Genomic DNA, 15,164 nt, shown 5'->3' with positions numbered 1-15,164 from the left:
TCACGATTCGTCCACCTGCAGGGTCTCGCCACTGAAGCCGACCCGCGCCTGGCGCCGGCGGCGCAGGCCGTTGCTCAGCGCACGCGGCAGCATCGCCAGCGACGTGACCGCGTACAGCGCGCGGAACACGCGCAGGCGGCGGCGCACGCGGGGGTTGTCGAAGACGTCGCCGGCCAGCATCGCCACCACCGCCTGCTCGACCTGGAACACGTTCCTGGGATTGGCGAACAGGTGGCGCATGGCCGGCGAGGTGAATCGGTAGATGAACCACTTGAACTCGTCCAGGCCGTCGTCCAGATGGCGGCGCAGCGCGCGTTGCAGCGCGGCCTCGCGCGCGGGCTCGCGCAGCGCGGCATCGACCATGCCCGCGGCCTTTTCGGCGCCGTGCATGGCCAGGAACACGCCCGAGGAGAACATCGGGTCGACGAAGGCATAGGCATCGCCCACCAGAACCCAGCCCGGACCGGCCATCTCGCTGCATTCGTAGGCGTAGTTGCCGGTGGCATGCACGTCCGCGCAGCGGGTGGAGGCGGCCATGCGCCTCGCAACCTCGGGCACGGTGGCCAGGGTGCGCATCAGGAAGCCCTCGCTGTCGCCGCGCCGGGTCTTCATGTAGTCCGGATAGCAGACCGCGCCGACGCTGGTGATGCCGTCGGGCAGCGGGATCAGCCAGATCCAGCCGTGGGCGTGGCGGTAGATGCTGACGTTGCCGGCGTCGATGCCCTTGCGGCGCTCGACGCCGTGGAAGTGGCTGAACACGGCCGCCGACTGATGGCGCATGTTCTTGCGCTTGATCTTCCGGCGGCCGCCGATGAAGGCGTCGCGGCCGCTGGCGTCGACCACGTAGCGCGCGCGCCAGGCGCAGGCGCCTTCGGGGCCATGCGCGGCCACCAGGCTCCCGCCCGCCGGGTCGGGTTCGACGCCGACCACGCGCACGCACTGCCGCGCATCGACGCCATTGGAGGCGGCGTGCTCGAACAGCACCCGGTCGAAGTCGGACCGTCGCACCTGGAAGGCGTGGTCGCAGCGCGCGTCGAGCGCGTAGTCGAAGCGGAACACGTTGTAGCCGCCGCCATCGGCCGGGAAATCGGCGCCGGCCTTGTGCACGCCGATCGCCGCGACCTTGTCGAAGGCGCCCATGCGCTCGAGGATCGGCATCCCCATCGGCAGCAGCGATTCACCGATGTGGAAGCGCGGGTGCGCGTCTTTCTCCAGCATCACCACCCGCCAGCCGGCCTGCGCCAGAAAGGTGGCGGCGGTGCTGCCCGCCGGTCCGCCGCCGATCACCAGGACGTCGCAGTCCGTGGCCTGGGCGCGGGTGGAGGTGTCTTCCATGAGGCTGTGCATTTCGCGGCGCGTGGCGGCCATGCGATCATCCGGGGGACGCGAATGATAGCCGCAACGGAAGCCAGCGCATGTCCAGCCAGTCCCCCGCCGAACTCGAACTCGCCCAGCTCCTGGTCGAAGCCCTGAACCTCGATGACGTCGATCCGGCGTCCATCGACCCCGAGGCGCCGCTCTTCAACGCCGGCCTGGGCCTGGACTCGATCGACGCCCTTGAACTGGCACTGGCGGTCGGCAAGCGCTACGGCTTCCAACTGCGCTCGGACAGCGAGGAGAACCGCCGCATCTTCGCCTCGCTGCGGGCGCTGTCGGCGCACGTCGAAGCCCAACGCGCCTGACGGCGCGCCCCGGTGCAGGCCATGGGCCTGGCCCTGACGCTTGCGATGGCGGTGGCCTATGCCGCGCTCGCGCATTTGGCCAGCACCACCCTCGATGACCGCTACGCCTACGCGGCCCTGCTCGCGCTGGTGGCGATGATGCTCGCCGCGGGCCTGGTCGCGCGCCGCCCCTGGGCCTGGGTGGCGCTGCCGCTGTCGCTGCTCGCCTGCCACCTGCTGTACGTGTCCGGCCATGCCGGGTTGCCGCTGCTGCTGGCGCCGGTGGCTTTCGTGGCCGCGATCGCCTGGCTGTTCGCGCGGAGCCTGCGGGCGCCGGGCGGCGCCCTGATCACGCGCATCGTCGCGGCGCTCGACGGCAGCACGCCCGACACGCTGGCGCCGGAACTGGTGTCCTACAGCCGCGGCCTCACCGCCGGCTGGGCTGCGGCGCTTGCCGTGCTCGGGCTGGCCAACCTGGCGCTGGCGATGGTCGCCGAGCCCGGCGGGCTGCTGTCGAGCCTGGGCCTGCGTGCGCCGGTCACGATCACCCGCGAGCAGTGGTCGCTGTTCGCCAACATCCTGAACTACGGCATCGTTGGCGGCTTTTTCGCCATCGAGTTCGCCTGGCGCAAGCACCGATTCCCGGGGCGCTACAGCAGTTTCACGGGCTTCCTGCGGCAGATGGCGAGCCTCGGGCCGGCGTTCTGGCGCGATTTCCTCCGCTGAACGGGCGGTTCTGCCGCCGCCTTGGGTATGCTTTGCCGATGCAGCAACGCGTTGACAACATGGATGTGGCCGAACCGGCCGCGCAAAGGCTGGCCTGGGGACTGCACAACGCACTCGGATTTGTGTTCATGGCGGCGTGGACCATCGGCTGGATCAGCCTCGCGCTGATGCTGCTGCTGGCCACCCGGCGCCGCGACATCGCCCTGCGCATGGCTGCGCGCTGCTGGGCGCCGGCGCTGCTGGCCGGGACCGCGGCGCGCCTGGTGGTGGAGGGCGCCGACGACATCGACTGGTCGCAGCCGCGGTTGCTGGTGTCCAACCACCAGTCGATCATCGATATCTGCGCGCTGTTCCGCGCCGTGCCCGTGCCGCTGCATTTCCTGCTCAAGCAGGAGATGACCCGGGTGCCGTTCGTGGGCTGGTACGCGCGCGCCTGCGGCATGCTGTTCATCGAGCGCGACAACCCGCGCGCGGGTGCGCGGTTGCGCCGTGAAGCCGCGGCGCTGCTGCGCGAAGGCAGCACGCTCTGCCTGTTCCCGGAAGGCACGCGCAGCCGCTCTGGCATGGTGGCGCCGTTCAAGGGCGGCACTTTCCAGTCGGCGATCGATGCCGGGGTCGAAGTGCTGCCCGTCGCGATCGACGGCGCCGGCGCGGTGCTGCCAGCCGGTGGCTTCCGCGCGCGCCCGGGCGTGATCCGGGTGCGCTTCGGAACGCCGCTGCCGACCGTCGACTGCGGGTCGGGGGCCGGCGCCCGCCAGGCACTGGCCGATGCCGCCCATGCCTCGGTGGTGGCGCTGCTGCGCCGCCAGGACTGAGGGCGGGTGCGCGGTCGCATGGAGTTCGTCGTAGAGCACGGCCATCCCTGCCTGCCGGGGCATTTCCCGGGTCGGCCGCTGGTGCCCGGCGTCGTGGTCCTGGACCACGTGCTGGCGGCCATCGAAGCCGGGCACGGGCCGCTGGGCCCACTGCGACTGCCGCAGGTGAAGTTCGCAAATCCCCTGCTGCCCGGCGAGGCCGCGTCGATCGAGCTCGATGGGAGCGCGCCGCGCTGGCGCTTCCGCGTGCTGCGTGGCGCGACCCTGGTCGCCTCGGGCGAGGTCGCGCTGGCGTGAGCGGCGACTGGAAGCAACGCCGCGAGGGTGGCGGCCGGCTCGCGGCCCGGCTGCTGCTTGGTTTCAGCGTGTACGGCGGTCGCGGCCTGGCGCGGCTGCTGCTGTATCCGATCACGGCCTACTTCCTGCTTCGCCGCGGCGAGGAGCGGCGCGACTCACGCGCCTACCTGTCGCGCGTGCTCGGCCGACGCGCGCGCCTGGGCGACGTCGCGCGCCACATCCACACCTTCGCCGCGACCATCCTTGACCGCGTGTTCCTGCTTGGCGGCGACATGCGCCGCTTCGACGTCAGGGTCAGCGGCCTGGAGTCGCTGCACGCCGCGCTAGACCGTCGCCAGGGCGTGTTGGTGTACGGCTCCCACCTGGGCAGCTTCGAAGTGCTGCGCGTGCTTGGCCGCCAGCGTCCGGAGCAGTCCATCCGCGTGGTGCTCGACAAGGCGCACAGCCCCGCGGTCACGCAGCTGCTGGACGCGCTCAATCCGGAGATCGCGGCCTCGGTGATCGATGCCTCGCAGGACGGCCCGGGGATCATGTTCGAGATCCAGAAGGCGACCTCCGAAGGCGCGCTGGTGGCGCTGCTGGTCGACCGCACGCAGCCGGGCGAGGCGTCGATCGCGGCGCCATTCCTGGGCGACGAGGCGCGTTTCCCGGTGGCGCCGTGGCTGCTGGCGTCGGTACTGAAGGTGCCGGTACAGCTCGCTTTCGGCCTGTACCGCGGCGGCAACCGCTACGATCTCGTGTTCGAGCCCTTCAGCGACGGCGTCGCGATCCCGCGGCGCGAGCGCGCCGCGGCAGTCCCGGCACTCATCCGCCATTACGCGGAGCGCCTCGAACATCACGTGCGCGATGCGCCGTTCAACTGGTTCAACTTCTACGATTTCTGGGGCGACCGTGAGCACAGCCGAAGCCAGCAAGACGCCAACCCCCCGCCGGAAGGGCCCGCGACAGGCGGGTCTGGAGGACACGCTCCGCGCGACCCGGCGCCCGGGTCGGATCCTGCTCGCCCTGCTGCTGGCGGCGACCACGCTGCCCTTGGCCGCGCAGCCGGCGGCGGTCGATAGCGCCTGGATCCTGCAGCGGCTGGCACGGCCGGCGCCTGTGAGCACGCCCTTCGTGGAGCTGCGCGGCTCGGCCATGTTGAAGGCGCCGCTGCGCATCGAAGGCGAGTACGCCCGACCCGATGACGCCACCCTGGTGCGCGAGGTGCGCGTGCCCTACGCCGAGACCACCACCATCCGGGGCGGCGAAGCCAGCATCACCCGCGGCAGCCGCACGCGCAGCTTCGCGCTGTCGCGCGCGCCCGAACTTGCCGGACTGCAGGCCAGCTTCGGTGCCCTGCTGGCCGGTGACGCCGCCGCACTCGAGCGCGACTACCGCATCGCGTCCCGCGGCCGCCGCGAGGACTGGACGCTGGTGCTGGTCCCGCGCGATGCCGCGCTGGCCGCGACCGTCCGTGACATCACCCTCCACGGTCGCGGCGCCGAGCTGCGCTGCATCGAGACCCGGCCCGCCGAAGGCGAGCTGCAGCGCACCCTGCTTGCCGGCGCCGCGCGCGCCGCCGTGGCCGCCGGCGAAGGCGTCGACTACCAGGCCCTGTGCCGCGAGCCCGGCGCCGCGGCGCAATGACGCCCGCCCGGCGCACCGCGCTGGCGCTGCTGTGGCTGGCGGCGCTGCTGGTCGCGGGCTGGGTGATCGGCCAGCGGCTTGAACTCAGCGGCGACCTGCGCCGCTTCATGCCCGAGCCGCGCACGCCGGCGCAGACGCTGCTGGTCGACGAACTGGGCGACGGTCCGGGCACGCGCCTGCTGCTGGTGTCGCTGTCGGGCGCGGCACCCGAGGCGCTGGCCGCGCAGTCGCGTGCGATGGCCGAAGCCCTGGCCACGGACCCCGACTTCGAGTTCATCGCCAACGGCGTCGACGCCGGACTCGACGCGGTGCCGGACTCCCTGCGCCCCTATCGCTACCTGCTGTCGCCCACGCTCGACCACCGACGCCTGGATGCCGACTACCTTGGCGAACAGCTCGACGAGCGCCTGCAGGACCTCGGTTCGCCGATGGCGGGGCTGGTGGAGCCGCTGCTGCCCGCCGACCCGACGCTGGAGATGCTCACGCTGGCCGAGGCCTGGCAGCCGAAGATCGCGCCGCAGCGCCTGCACGGCGTGTGGTTCGACGCCGCCGGCACCGAGGCGCTGATGCTCGCGCAGACGCGCGCGGCCGGCTTCGACCCCACCGCGCAGCAGCGTGCCTACGACGCGGTGCATGCGGCCTTTGCCGATGCTGCCGGCGACAGTGGCGCGCGCCTGCAGATGGCCGGCCCGGGCGCGTTCTCGGTCGAGATCGGTGGCCGCACCGCGCGCGAGGCGCAGTGGATCGGCACCATCGACAGCATCGGCCTGATCCTGCTGCTCCTGGTTGCCTACCGCAGCTGGCGCGCACCGCTGATGGGCGTGCTGCCGCTGGCCACCGCCGGCATCGCCGGCCTGGCCGCGGTGGCGCTGGCGTTCGACGCCGTGCACGGCATCACCGTGGCGTTTGGCTTCACCCTGATCGGCGTGGTCCAGGACTATCCGATCCATTTCCTCAGCCAGCAGCGCGCCGGCATCAGTCCGCGTGACAACGTGCGCGCGCTGTGGCCGGCGCTGGTGACGGGCGTGGTCGCCACCTGCATCGCCTACCTCACCTTCCTGTTCTCCGGCGTGGATGGCCTGCGGCAGCTGGCGGTGTTCACGATCTCGGCGCTGGCGGCGGCCGCGTTGGCCACGCGCTTCGGATTGCCGCCGCTGGTGGATCCGGCGCCGCGCGACCTCGCCGATTCGCCGCGGCTGCAGGCGTTGTGGCGTGGCATCCAACGCCTGCCGCGGCCGCGCTGGTCGCTGCTGCTGCTTGCCGTCGGCTGCCTGGTGGTCATTGCCACCGCGCGCGGTCCGTTCTGGGAAAACGACCTGTCGAAGCTGACTCCGGTGCCGGCCGAAGGCATGGAACTCGACGCGCGCCTGCGGCAGGCCCTGGGCGCGCCCGATGTGCGCTACCTGCTGGTGCTGCGTGGCGCCGACGCCGATGCCGCGCTGGCGGCGACCGAAGCCCTGCATCCCCGGCTCGACGCACTGGTGGCCGAAGGCGCGCTGGGCGGGTACGACAGCGCCGCGCGCTACCTGCCGTCGGCGGCCACCCAGCGCGCGCGGCAGCAGGCCTTGCCCACGCCCGAAGCCTTGCGCACGGCCATGGCCGAAGCGCTCGCGGACTCGCCCTTCCGCGAGGACGCCTTCGCACCGTTCCTGGCGGACGTCGAGCGCGCGCGCACGGCGCAACCGCTGCGGCCGGCGGACCTGGCCGGCACGCCGCTGGCCGCCACCGTAGAAGGCCTGCTGCTGCAGGGCGACGCCGGCGTCGCCGCGGAAGACGCGACCACGGAAAGTGCGGACGGCTCGGCGGCCCAGGGCGCCACCGCGCTGGTCTCGCTGAGCGGCCTCGAGGACGTCGATGCCGTGGCTCGCGTCGCAGCCGAGGGTGGCGGCGAACTGCTTGACATGAAGGCGGCCTCGGAATCGCTGGTCGGCGAATACCGCGGGCGGCTGCTCGCCGCCCTGGCGGTGGCCGCGCTGCTGCTGGCCGCCACGGTATGGATCGCGCTGCGCACGCCAGGACGCGTCGCACGCGTGCTGCTGCCGATGGCCTTGACCACGCTGGTGGTGCTGGCGGTGCTGCGCGGCTTCGGCATCGAGCTGAACCTGTTCCACCTGGTGGCGCTGATCCTGGCCGCGGGCCTGGGCCTGGACTACGCGCTGTTCTTCGAGCACGCCGGCGACCGCCGCGCCGACCAGCTGCGCACCCTGCACGCGGTGCTGGTCTGCAGCCTGATGACGCTGCTGGTGTTCAGCCTGCTGGCGCTGTCTTCGATCCCCGTGCTGCGCGCGATCGGCAGCACCGTCGCCATCGGCGTGCTGTCCAACTTCCTGCTCGCGCTGCTGGTGTCCCGCCACGATGCCGCCGACACCATCCCCCTGCCCGCGGAAGCGGCTCCATGATCCCCCGCCACGACATCCTCGCCCTCATCCCGCACCAGGGCGCCATGTGCCTGTGGGACGAGGTCGCCGACTTCGACGCCAGCCGCATCCACCTGCGCGCCCACAACCATCGCGACCCCGCGCACCCGCTGCGCAGCGGCGGCATGCTGCGCGCCGTCCACCTGTGCGAGTACGGCGCGCAGGCGATGGCGGTGCACGGCGGCCTGCGCGCGCGCGATTCCGGCGGCGGCGTGCGGCCCGGGGTGCTGGTCGCGCTGCGCGGCGTCGAGCTCCACTGCGCGCGCATCGACGACCTCGACGGTGCGCTGGAAGGCGAGGCCGAACTGCTGATGGAAGGCGAGGCCAGCCAGCAGTACGCGTTCCGCATCCGCCATGCCGGCGTGTTGCTGGCCGAAGGCCGGGCGGCGGTGGTGCTCGCCGATGCGCCGCCGATGCCGTGATAATCGGCGCATGAACGAACACTCGCGAACACTCCGCCGCGCGCTGGTCACAGGCGGCAGCGGCGACCTGGGCGGCGCGATCTGCCGCCAGCTGGCGGCCGACGGCTTCCACGTCATCGTCCACGCGAACGGCAACCTCGAGCGGGCCGGTGACGTGGTTGCCGCCATCACCGGCGACGGCGGAAGCGCCGAGGCCGTGGCCTTCGACGTCGCCGACGGCGTCGCCACCGGCGTCGCCATCGCTGCGCTGCTCGAAGCCGGTCCGGTCCAGGTGGTGGTCAACAACGCCGGCATCCACGACGACGCCCCGATGGCCGGCATGTCCGCGGAGCAGTGGCGGCGCGTCATCGATGTCTCGCTGCACGGCTTCTTCAACGTCACCCAGCCGCTGTTGCTGCCGATGGCGCGCACGCGCTGGGGACGCATCGTCAGCGTGTCGAGCGTGGCGGCCGTGCTCGGCAACCGCGGCCAGGCCAACTACGCGGCGGCCAAATCGGCGCTGCATGGCGCGTCGAAATCGCTTGCGCGCGAGATGGCCAGCCGCGGCATCACCGTGAACGTGGTCGCGCCCGGCGTGGTCGTCGGGCGCATGGCTGAGGAGGCCTTCCCGCCCGAGGTGGTGAAGCAGATGGTGCCGGCAGGCCGCGCCGGCGCGCCCGACGAGGTGGCGGCAGTCGTGCGCTTCCTGTGTTCGGATGCCGCGTCCTATGTCACCGGCCAGGTGATCGGCGTCAACGGCGGCATGGCCTGAGTCACCGGGGTGCCTGGTGACACCGGATTCATCGAGGTGGGAGGATGATCGGCATTCGTCCACGACAGGTGCCGCCGCCATGAATCCTGCACGCATGCTTCGTATCGCCGCCGCCAGCGCCGTGCTGCTGCTGGCAGGCTGCGCGACGTCCCACGTCCTGACCGGTACGCCGCGCGCCCCGATCGATCCCGCGCAGGTGCGGGTCTATTACGGCGCCCCGGGCGTTCCGTACGAAGAGGTCGCGTTGCTGGAGACTTCCAGCGGCGCCTTCACCTATGGCGAGCAGAACAAGAGCAATGCCGTCATGCGCAAGCTGCGCGAAGAGGCCGCATCGCTGGGTGCCAACGGCATCCTGTTCCAGGGCACGGCGGTTGGATACGGCGGCGGTGGCGTCAGCATCGGCGCGGGCACCGCGCGCGGCGGGGGCCGCAGCTACACCAGCGGCGGCGTCGGGGTGAACATCAGCCCCACGCAGAAGCACGGCCGCGGCGTGGCGATCTACCTGCCCAACCCGCCGCCGGAGCAGGCGTTGCCGCTGCCCGCTGCGGACGAGTAAACCTGCTCAAGCGCGTTGCCGCGCGGGGGCATCGGCCGCATCCGCGGCCCTGGTGCCGATGGCGTCGTTGCCTTTCGCGGAATCGCGACCCAGGAACAGCGTCAGCAGGGGTCCGGTGAAGACGGTGGTCATGATCGCCATCACCAGCAGCATGGTGAACAGCTCCGGGCCGATGATGCCGGCGTCCAGGCCGACCTTCATCACGATCAGCTCCATCAGCGCGCGCGCGTTCATCAGCGAGCCCACGGCGAAGCTCTCGCGCCAGCCGTAGCCAGACAGGCGCGCGCCGATCGCACCGCCCACCAGCTTGCCCGCCACCGCCACCACGAGGATCAGCAGCATCGCCCCCAGGCCGGCGCCGACGAAGGCATCCCCCGTGGTGCTGAGCCCGGCAAGCGCGAAGAAGATCGGCATCAGCACCACGATCGAGAGGTACTCGACGCGCTCGATCAGCGACTTCAACAAGCGGTCGTCGCGCGGCAGGCAGGCGCCGAACAGGAAGGCGCCGAACACGGCGTGCACGCCCAGCCACTCGGTTACCGCGGCGCAGGAAAAGGCGCCGATCAGAAGCGCCGCGAGCACCATCAACGACGGCACGCCGTCGGCGGCATGGGTACGCAACAGCCAGGCGTAGAGCGGGCGCAGCACGCCGAACACGATCGTCGCCAATACCGCCAGGCCGACGGTGGCGCGCAGGAAACCGCCGTAGCCCTCGCCGACGCCGACCAGGGCCACGACCAGGGCCAGCATCACCCAGGCCAGCACGTCGGCGATCGCCGCGCCGCTCAGCGACAGGCGTCCGATCGGCGTGTGGGTCATCGCGCGTTCCTTGAGGATGCGCGCCAGGATCGGGAAGGCGGTGATCGACATCGCCGCGGCCATGAACAGCGCGAACGGCCAGAACCCGACGCCTTCCGGCGCGTAGGGATGCAGCCACGGCGACACCGCGAACCCCAGCACCATGGGCACCAGCACGCTGGCCACGCCGACCAGCCCCGCCGAACGCAGCTGCGCGCGCACGCCGTTGGGCGCGCGCAGTTCGGCACCCACGATGAACATGAACAGCACCAGGCCCAGCTCCGCGAGCGAGGCCAGGCCGGGCAGGGATTCCGGCGCGAACACCACGGCGTGGAAGTCGGGGAACCAGGCGCCGAATACGATCGGCCCCAGCACCAGGCCCGCGGCCATCTCGCCGATCACCGGCGGCTGGCCGACGTAGCGCAGCAGCAGGCCGCAGGCGCGGGCGGTGGCAAGGATGATGACGAGCTGCAGCAGCAGCGGGCTGTGTTGCATCGTTGTTCCCGGTTCGGGGGTCAGGCAGCGCGGTACCAGACGGGAGGAAGCGAGGGCGCGGACGGCGGATGCTCCGCAAGCAGCGCGTCAAGCCCGTGGGCGTCGATGGCCGGATGCGACAGGCGCGCGTAGGCAAGGATCTCGGCGGCCAACGCCTGCATGCGGGCGATGTTGGCGCCGATGCGTGCATCGAAGGCCGCGTCGTCGAGCACGTCGCGCAGCCCGCGGTTGAGTTCGTGGAACCAGTCGATCAGGTACTGGTCGAGCTGCCGTCCGGGACCGGGCTCCAGGGCATCCGCGTTGCGCTCGCCCCACTCGCGCAGCAAAGGCTGCACGGCGCGGTTGAGCGCGCTGCCGCGCTCGAACAGAGGCCGCAACCGCGAATACATCGCCACATCGGTGATGCGCCCGGCGAAGAACACCGGCGCCAGCAGCGCCCAGTAGAAGGTGTAGTCCCAGATCACCTTGACCGGCATGACCTGCTCGTCGCCGAACAGCGCGTACTGGTCCTGGTACAGCGGCATCGTGTTTTCGTAGAACGAGAAGTACAGCTGTTCGTACAGCGTCGCGTGCGGCGCGAACGGCCCGCCGGCGCGGTCGCGCGCCACCAGGTCGGTGATGTAGGTGTTGGCGATGGCGATGAAGTCGCTGCCCGGCGAGTAGAACGGGTCCAGGAACAGTCCGGCCTCGCCGGTCAGCGCCCAGCGCTCGCCAAACACCTGGCGGCAGCCGTGGGAGAAGTGGCGGAGGAAGCGGAAGTCCTTCACCGCATGCCCGTCGAGCGCCTGGGCCACGCGCGGCTGGTGCCGGCGCAGCCAGTCCATGGCCTTGTCGTGGCTGTCCATGCCGTCGAGCGGATGCAATGTCGCGTCGCAGACGATGCCCAGCGAGTGCGCACCCGAGGCCAGCGGGATCAGCCAGAACCAGTAGCCGGTGCCGCACATGTGGTTGGTCGAGCGCCAGCGGTCGGGCGGCGTGCAGCGTGCCACCCAGTCGGGATCGTCGGACCAGTCGTTGGGATCCACGATGCCGTCGACGCGCCACCAGACCGCATTGGCGTCGTGGTCGTTGGCCTGGGCCAGGCCAAGCTTGCGCTTGAGCACGCCGGCGCGGCCGCTGGCGTCCACCACCCAGCGCGCGTCGAGGACGCCCTCATCGCCCTCGCGCGACCAGGTGATGCGGTGGTCGTCGCCGCCTTCGCCCAGCGCGACGCCGCGCACGACCGTGCCGTGGCGGAGATCGATGTCCTGCGCGCGCGCGCGTTCGCCCAGCATGTTCTCGAAACGGCCGCGGTCGATCTGCCATGAGGGCGTTGGCAACAGCCGGCTGACCCCGATTTCGGTGCAGCGGTCGATGTCGCTGCGGCCATCGGAAAAGAAGAAGCGGAAGCCGAACTTGCGGATCTGTTCGCCTTCGAGGTGCTCGCGCAGGCCCAGCGTCCGGGCGAGGTAGTGCGCGCCGATCTCGACCGTGGATTCACCGACCTTGAAGGCGGCCTCGGGCGCGGCGTCTGCGCGACGCTCGAACACCGTGATCGAAAGGGCCGGGTCGGCCTGGCGGAGCTGCAGTGCCAGCGTCAGGCCGGCCAATCCGCCGCCCAGGATCGCGACGTCCACGCGTTGCGCATTGTCCATCAGCCGTAGCCTCCCTTGGTCTTGTTGGTGCCGTCGCCCGCCTGCGGGGCAGCGAACTGGCCGTTGCTGTCGTCGATGACCGGCGGCGTGCGCCGTGTCCTCGCGTACTCGGCGACCACGTTGCCATTGCCCAGCACCTGCGTGATCACGTGCGAGGTGATCGCCCACAGGTCGCGGAACAGGCGGAAGTGGCTCTTGCGGAATTCCAGCGGCTCTTCGGCGCAGGCGTAGCGGGTCTCGATCGGCACCGCGACCACCCCGGCGCCGGCGCGTGCGGCGGCAATCAGCATCTGTGCCTCGAACACGAAGCCTTCGCCGGCCACGTCACGCAGCGTGAACACCTCGCGCGGATACAGGCGCTGCCCGCTCTGGCTGTCGACCACTCGGAAGCCGCAGGCCCAGCTGATGCCCCAGTCGCCGAAGTCGTTGCCCAGGCGCCGGTGCGGCGGCTGCGAGGCGCGCTTGCGCAGCCGCGCGCCGACGATCACGCAGCCGGGATGGCGGTTGGCGGAGGCCACGAGCCGCGCGATGTCGGCGGCATCGTGCTGGCCGTCGCCGTCCATCGTGACCACCGCGCGCGCACCCAGGCGCTCGGCCTCGGCAAAGCCGTTGCGCAGGGCGGCGCCCTTGCCCATGCGTTGCGGATGGCGCAGCACGCGCACCGGAAGATCGGCGATGCGTTCAACGGTGTCGTCGTCGGAGCCGTCGTCGACCACGATCACGGTCGGCACCTGCGCCAGCGCGGCTTCGACCACGCCGCGGATGCGCAGCGATTCGTTCAGCGCGGGGATCACCACCGCGACGTCCTCGCGGCGCAGCGGGGCCTGGTCAGCCATGCGCGAGCTCCACGCGAAGCGTGCGGCCGTGGCCGGCATGCAGCAGTGCGAGGTCGCTGTGGCCGGCCAGCGCGTCGAACAGCGGCAGCATGGGCGCCATGGCGTTGGCGGCGCCGCGGCGCGCGAGGGGGCCGTGGCGCGCGGGTGCGTCGGCGTCGACCAGGGTCGCGCGCAGCAGGGTGCCGTGACCATCGCCGGCGCGCGCACAGCCGGCCAGCACCAGCGCGCCGCCCAGCAGTCCGCTGCTGGGCGATACCGCGCCCAGCGGGCCGGCGCCCGCGGTGTCGTAGGCGGCCAGCAGCACGGCCTCGTCGCCGCAAGCGATCTGCGCCAGGGCTTCCAGCAGGCCCTGCGCGAAGCTGGCGCGGTGCGCGCTCAGGGCAGTGGCGGGATGCAGGCAGCCGGTACCGATCGTCCAGTAGCCGGCAGCGGCGTTGTGCACCGAGTTGTGGAACCTGGTGGGCGAGATCGCGCGCGGGTCGTCGGCCAGCGTCGCGCACATGTAATCGGTGATCGCGAGGTCGCCGTGCGTGGAGGCGAAGACCGAGGGCAGGGTTGCCGGATCGCGGCCGGCGGCCTCGCAGGCGGCCAGCGCGACTTCAAGCGCCACCGCCACCGACGGCGGGGCGCGGCGGCGCTCGTTGGGCGCCAGCAGCCGCGGTGAGGGCTTGCCACTCTCGCCCACCGCGACGCCATTGGACACGTGGTCGAGCGCGGCCTGCCACGACGGCAGTCCGTCCGCCCAGAAGCCGATGCCCTCGATGCATGCAGTGAGCGTGTTCATGCGCGGCCGAACACCAGGCTGGCGTTGTTGCCGCCGAAGCCGAAGGAATTGTTCATTGCATATCGGATCGTCGGGTCCTCGGCGTTGCCGAAGCGGATCTGTGGACCGCAGACGGGATCCGGGATTTCACTGTGCAGGATGCCGGGGAGCAGGCCGTGCTCGAGCGCGATCAGCGCGAACACCGACTCGACGATGCCCGCGGCGCCGAGCGTGTGCCCGGTCCAGCCCTTGGTGGAGCTGGCATGCAGGGTCGGCGGGAACATCGCCGCCACCGCGGCCGCCTCGACGGCGTCGTTGGCCGGCGTGGAGGTCCCATGCAGGTTGAGGTAGCCGACGTCGGCCGCATCGATCCCCGCGCGTGCGAGCGCGTCGCGCATGGCAAGCGTCGCCCCCAGGCCCTCGGGGTGCGGTGCCGACATGTGGTGGGCATCGCTGGATTCGCCGTAGCCGCGCAGCTGCAGGCCCCGGCTCCCGGACGTGGTGCGCTCGAGCATGGCGAATCCACCGGCCTCGCCCAGCGACAGGCCGTCGCGGTCGCGGTCGAAGGGCCGGCAGGGATTGGCCGAGACCAGGCCCAGCGAATTGAAGCCGAACAGCACGCTGCCGCACAGGGTGTCGACGCCGCCCACCAGCGCGGCATCGACCAGCCCCGCATTGATCAGCCGTGCCGCCTGCGCGAACACCTTGGCGCTTGACGAGCAGGCCGTGGCCACGGTCACGCAGGGGCCGCGCAGGCCGGTGGCCGCCTGCACGAAGTCACCCAGAGAATGCGGCGTATGCACGATCGGCCGCGCGAGGTCGGCCGGGAAGGCGGGCATGCCGTCGGCGCCGGGAACCAGGCGCGAGTAGGCTTCTTCGCTGGCGCCGATGCTCGAGGTCGAGGTGCCGATGACCACGGCGACGCGTTCCGCGCCATGGCGAGTGCGCACGGCCTCGATGGTGTCCATCAGCCCGTCGTTGTGCAGGGCCATCCAGGCCAGGCGGTTGTTGCGGCACTCCCACTGCGCGAACGCGGCGGGCAAGGCTTCGTCTTCAAGGCCATCCACGCGACCGATCCATGCCGGCAGCGGATCGGGTCCGAAGTCGTTGGATCGCAGTCCGCCACGGCGTGCGCGCAGCGCATCGACCTGCGCGACGCGGCCGCGGCCGAGGGCGGTGGTGGCGGTGTAGGCGGTGATCGCCAGGGCCGGCATCGGCATGGGGGGCAACGGCGGCGATGACGGCAAGGCAGGGGTCCGGCGATGGAAAGGAGGCGAGTATAGCCACGGCCGTGGAGTGGCCGGATGATGGAGGAGCTTCCCGCAAGGCTGCCCCCAGGCGCTCCCGGGGCAACCCGCGAACGCCCC

At 71.6% G+C, this 15,164-nt stretch carries 15 protein-coding genes and 1 pseudogene; 10 read left to right on the top strand and 6 right to left on the bottom strand.

The genetic code is table 11. The features are described from left to right. Complete coding sequence (locus tag ACW5F0_RS08075) at positions 1-1,347, bottom strand: NAD(P)/FAD-dependent oxidoreductase (RefSeq protein WP_456999499.1); 1,347 nt, start codon at positions 1,345-1,347, stop codon at positions 1-3. Between the two features lie 68 nt (positions 1,348-1,415). Here ACW5F0_RS08075 and ACW5F0_RS08070 point away from each other — a divergent pair, with 68 nt between their 5' ends. From ACW5F0_RS08070 to ACW5F0_RS08025, 10 genes and pseudogenes are all read left to right on the top strand, one after another. Beyond that, complete coding sequence (locus ACW5F0_RS08070; RefSeq protein ID WP_456965454.1) at positions 1,416-1,682, top strand: phosphopantetheine-binding protein; 267 nt, start codon at positions 1,416-1,418, stop codon at positions 1,680-1,682. Positions 1,683-1,703: 21 nt separating this feature from the next. Beyond that, positions 1,704-2,387, top strand: coding sequence for a ketosynthase (locus ACW5F0_RS08065; protein WP_456999478.1), 684 nt, complete (start codon positions 1,704-1,706; stop codon positions 2,385-2,387). A 59-nt stretch (positions 2,388-2,446) separates the two neighbouring features. After that, the gene (locus tag ACW5F0_RS08060; protein ID WP_456965735.1) at positions 2,447-3,202 is read left to right on the top strand and encodes a lysophospholipid acyltransferase family protein; all 756 of its coding nucleotides are present in this window, start codon (positions 2,447-2,449) and stop codon (positions 3,200-3,202) included. Positions 3,203-3,220: 18 nt separating this feature from the next. Then, positions 3,221-3,499: a hypothetical protein gene (locus tag ACW5F0_RS08055; RefSeq protein ID WP_456965456.1), complete on the top strand. Its 279-nt coding sequence runs from the start codon at positions 3,221-3,223 to the stop codon at positions 3,497-3,499. Next, positions 3,496-4,383 (top strand): annotated as a pseudogene (locus ACW5F0_RS08050) (LpxL/LpxP family acyltransferase); the annotation flags it as partial. The gene ACW5F0_RS08055 and the pseudogene ACW5F0_RS08050, both read left to right, overlap by 4 nt. A 148-nt stretch (positions 4,384-4,531) precedes the next feature. Then, the gene (locus tag ACW5F0_RS08045) at positions 4,532-5,125 is read left to right on the top strand and encodes a LolA-related protein (RefSeq protein ID WP_456999477.1); all 594 of its coding nucleotides are present in this window, start codon (positions 4,532-4,534) and stop codon (positions 5,123-5,125) included. Beyond that, the gene (locus ACW5F0_RS08040; protein ID WP_456965457.1) at positions 5,122-7,524 is read left to right on the top strand and encodes an MMPL family transporter; all 2,403 of its coding nucleotides are present in this window, start codon (positions 5,122-5,124) and stop codon (positions 7,522-7,524) included. Before ACW5F0_RS08045 ends, ACW5F0_RS08040 begins: the two co-directional genes overlap by 4 nt. Then, positions 7,521-7,964, top strand: coding sequence for a phosphotransferase (locus tag ACW5F0_RS08035; RefSeq protein WP_456965458.1), 444 nt, complete (start codon positions 7,521-7,523; stop codon positions 7,962-7,964). Before ACW5F0_RS08040 ends, ACW5F0_RS08035 begins: the two co-directional genes overlap by 4 nt. A 10-nt stretch (positions 7,965-7,974) precedes the next feature. Then, positions 7,975-8,715 carry a 3-oxoacyl-ACP reductase FabG gene (gene fabG / locus ACW5F0_RS08030; RefSeq protein ID WP_456965459.1) on the top strand — a complete coding sequence of 247 codons (741 nt, stop codon included), beginning with the start codon at positions 7,975-7,977 and terminating at the stop codon, positions 8,713-8,715. A 79-nt stretch (positions 8,716-8,794) separates the two neighbouring features. Beyond that, positions 8,795-9,271 (top strand): hypothetical protein, encoded by a 477-nt coding sequence (locus ACW5F0_RS08025; RefSeq protein WP_456999476.1) that lies wholly within the window; start codon positions 8,795-8,797, stop codon positions 9,269-9,271. 6 nt (positions 9,272-9,277) lie between these two features. On the opposite strand, the gene ACW5F0_RS08020 is transcribed toward ACW5F0_RS08025, so the two are convergent. From ACW5F0_RS08020 to ACW5F0_RS08000, 5 genes are read right to left on the bottom strand one after another with little or no spacing between them, the layout of a single operon-like run. Beyond that, a complete protein-coding gene (locus tag ACW5F0_RS08020) occupies positions 9,278-10,564 on the bottom strand; it encodes a cation:proton antiporter (protein ID WP_456999474.1) in 1,287 nt (428 codons plus the stop codon). A gap of 20 nt (positions 10,565-10,584) precedes the next feature. Next, on the bottom strand, positions 10,585-12,198 hold the full coding sequence (locus ACW5F0_RS08015) for an NAD(P)/FAD-dependent oxidoreductase (protein ID WP_456965462.1): 1,614 nt from the start codon (positions 12,196-12,198) through the stop codon (positions 10,585-10,587). Then, positions 12,198-13,034: a glycosyltransferase family 2 protein gene (locus tag ACW5F0_RS08010; protein WP_456999473.1), complete on the bottom strand. Its 837-nt coding sequence runs from the start codon at positions 13,032-13,034 to the stop codon at positions 12,198-12,200. Before ACW5F0_RS08010 ends, ACW5F0_RS08015 begins: the two co-directional genes overlap by 1 nt. Then, a complete protein-coding gene (locus tag ACW5F0_RS08005; RefSeq protein ID WP_456999472.1) occupies positions 13,027-13,818 on the bottom strand; it encodes a beta-ketoacyl synthase chain length factor in 792 nt (263 codons plus the stop codon). The genes ACW5F0_RS08010 and ACW5F0_RS08005 overlap by 8 nt, the downstream gene beginning before the upstream one ends. Next, on the bottom strand, positions 13,815-15,011 hold the full coding sequence (locus tag ACW5F0_RS08000; protein ID WP_456999498.1) for a beta-ketoacyl-[acyl-carrier-protein] synthase family protein: 1,197 nt from the start codon (positions 15,009-15,011) through the stop codon (positions 13,815-13,817). Before ACW5F0_RS08000 ends, ACW5F0_RS08005 begins: the two co-directional genes overlap by 4 nt. Between the last annotated feature and the right edge of the window lie 153 nt (positions 15,012-15,164).

The organism is Luteimonas sp. A534 (genome assembly GCF_054072805.1).
The sequence above is the reverse complement of the archived record's forward strand: the minus strand, read 5'-3'. Positions and strand labels throughout refer to the sequence as shown.

Bases quoted from the DNA above. Each gene is read 5' to 3' on its own strand.
- ACW5F0_RS08075 (WP_456999499.1), bottom strand. From the start codon at position 1,347: ATGCACAGCCTCATGGAAGACACCTCCACCCGCGCCCAGGCCACGGAC.
- ACW5F0_RS08070 (WP_456965454.1), top strand. From the start codon at position 1,416: ATGTCCAGCCAGTCCCCCGCCGAACTCGAACTCGCCCAGCTCCTGGTC.
- ACW5F0_RS08065 (WP_456999478.1), top strand. From the start codon at position 1,704: ATGGGCCTGGCCCTGACGCTTGCGATGGCGGTGGCCTATGCCGCGCTC.
- ACW5F0_RS08060 (WP_456965735.1), top strand. From the start codon at position 2,447: ATGGATGTGGCCGAACCGGCCGCGCAAAGGCTGGCCTGGGGACTGCAC.
- ACW5F0_RS08055 (WP_456965456.1), top strand. From the start codon at position 3,221: ATGGAGTTCGTCGTAGAGCACGGCCATCCCTGCCTGCCGGGGCATTTC.
- ACW5F0_RS08040 (WP_456965457.1), top strand. From the start codon at position 5,122: ATGACGCCCGCCCGGCGCACCGCGCTGGCGCTGCTGTGGCTGGCGGCG.
- ACW5F0_RS08035 (WP_456965458.1), top strand. From the start codon at position 7,521: ATGATCCCCCGCCACGACATCCTCGCCCTCATCCCGCACCAGGGCGCC.
- fabG (WP_456965459.1), top strand. From the start codon at position 7,975: ATGAACGAACACTCGCGAACACTCCGCCGCGCGCTGGTCACAGGCGGC.
- ACW5F0_RS08025 (WP_456999476.1), top strand. From the start codon at position 8,795: ATGAATCCTGCACGCATGCTTCGTATCGCCGCCGCCAGCGCCGTGCTG.
- ACW5F0_RS08020 (WP_456999474.1), bottom strand. From the start codon at position 10,564: ATGCAACACAGCCCGCTGCTGCTGCAGCTCGTCATCATCCTTGCCACC.
- ACW5F0_RS08015 (WP_456965462.1), bottom strand. From the start codon at position 12,198: ATGGACAATGCGCAACGCGTGGACGTCGCGATCCTGGGCGGCGGATTG.
- ACW5F0_RS08010 (WP_456999473.1), bottom strand. From the start codon at position 13,034: ATGGCTGACCAGGCCCCGCTGCGCCGCGAGGACGTCGCGGTGGTGATC.
- ACW5F0_RS08005 (WP_456999472.1), bottom strand. From the start codon at position 13,818: ATGAACACGCTCACTGCATGCATCGAGGGCATCGGCTTCTGGGCGGAC.
- ACW5F0_RS08000 (WP_456999498.1), bottom strand. From the start codon at position 15,011: ATGCCGGCCCTGGCGATCACCGCCTACACCGCCACCACCGCCCTCGGC.